1 protein-coding gene is annotated in these 1,688 nt (G+C 63.6%); it reads left to right on the top strand.

Annotated elements, in window-relative coordinates; all coding sequences use genetic code 11:
- The coding region (locus Q0C48_RS02000; protein ID WP_366936981.1) for an MFS transporter at window positions 1-1,640 on the top strand (1,640 nt) is incomplete at its 5' end.
- Between the last annotated feature and the right edge of the window lie 48 nt (window positions 1,641-1,688).

Genomic DNA, 1,688 nt, shown 5'->3' with positions numbered 1-1,688 from the left:
GTGTCCCCACTGCTCCAGGTATCCACTTGGCCGTTCGCCCCGTTTCTCCCGCTGTCCCCGCCTTTTTCGGGATGGATGGCGTGCTGTTACTGCTCGGCCTGAGCAGCGGCCTGCTGCTGGCATCGTGGAGCCTCGCCTGGTCCATCCCGATGCTGCCGTACATCGCCGGCGCCTACAGCACCAGCCTCGATCACGCGATCTGGTCACTGACGTTTTACCTGCTGGCCTGGGCGCTCGCCGTCGTGCCCGCCACCTGGCTCTACCAGTGTTTCGGCGAACTGCGGATGTTTCAGATCTCCCTCATCCTGCTGATGGTGGCCACCCTCCCCGATGTATTCAGCGATCACTTCGGCTTATTTCTGGGCGGCCGGTTTCTGCAAGGCATGGCGGCGGGTTTTCTGACACCGCTGACCCGGCGATTGCTAATCCGCTATGCGCCGCCGCGCTGGCAAAAGACGGCGGCCGATCTCAGCATCGTCAATCTGGTGCTGCCCCTGCTCGCCGGACCATCGCTGGCGGGCTGGATCGCCTACACCTGGGACTGGCGGGCGGCGGCGGTGCTGACCTTCCCCGTGGGTTTGCTGGCGTTGGGCATGGTCTCCGCCCTGTTGCGCGACGATCCCGACGAGCGCGTGCGCCAGCCCTTTGACTGGATCGGGCTGGGGCTGCTCGCTGCCTGGAGCGCGACCTTTCAGCTCGTGCTGAATCGTGGCGAGGACTGGAACTGGTGGGATGCGCCCGCCATCCGCTGGCTGACCGGCTTGGGAGCCGTGCTCCTTGTCGCCTTTTTCCTTTGGGAGAAGCATCAGTCGCAGCCCTGCCTGGATCTCAGTTTGTTGCGGCGACGGAATTATGTGTTGGCGCTGCCGGCACTCGTCTTCGGCTGGGGACTGCTGCTGGGCGGGAACAGCCTTTTTGTCTCGGCGCTCATCAGTCATGCCAACTACTCGGCTTTTTGGGCAGGCGTGGTGTTGCTGCCCATGGCCCTCGGTGGCGTACCGCTGATTGCGGTGATGGGGCCCATCTCGCACCGGGTGAACCCGCGCTGGCTGGCGACCATCTGTTTTGGATTTGTCGCCCTTTATGGATTCACCACGGAGCTCAACCTGCACAGCAATCTGCGCAGTCTGCTCCTCAGCCATTTGATCGAAGGCATCGCCATCGGGTTTTATCTGGTGCCCCTGAGCCTGATCATGTTTTCACGCCTGCCCCAGCGCCGCCTGCCTGCTGCGGCCACCTTGCAGAACTTTGTGCGGATTCTGGGTGGTGCCTATCTGTCGAGCGCTTTCTCGGCCCTGTGGATGCGACATGGCGATACCTTCAGGGCGCACCTGGCCTGGCAATCCCCGTCCGTACCCTTGCAACGCATGCTGGAGCACTGGCCAATGAACCGTCCCGCCGCGCAGGCCCTGTCCATTCAGCATCTGACTACCCAGAGTGCCGTGCTGTCCATGCAATCCATGCTCTGGCTCTGGGGCTGGATGGCGCTGGTTGTGCTTGCCCTCGTATGGCTCACCAAAGGGCCGTATCGCCGCCGGGCCGGGCAGGTCCGGCGGGTCACCATCGAGCAGCAGATCATGGAAAGCGCCGGTTTTGATGCGGAACCGAGTCGGCAGGAGGATGTGGAACATGCACCGTAAGCGCTGGATCGCCGAATGCGCGGCCCTCGGCGTCGTGGCCCTCGGCGG

The organism is Acidithiobacillus sp. (assembly GCF_023255755.1).
Lineage (GTDB): Bacteria > Pseudomonadota > Gammaproteobacteria > Acidithiobacillales > Acidithiobacillaceae > Acidithiobacillus.
The sequence above is the reverse complement of the archived record's forward strand: the minus strand, read 5'-3'. Positions and strand labels throughout refer to the sequence as shown.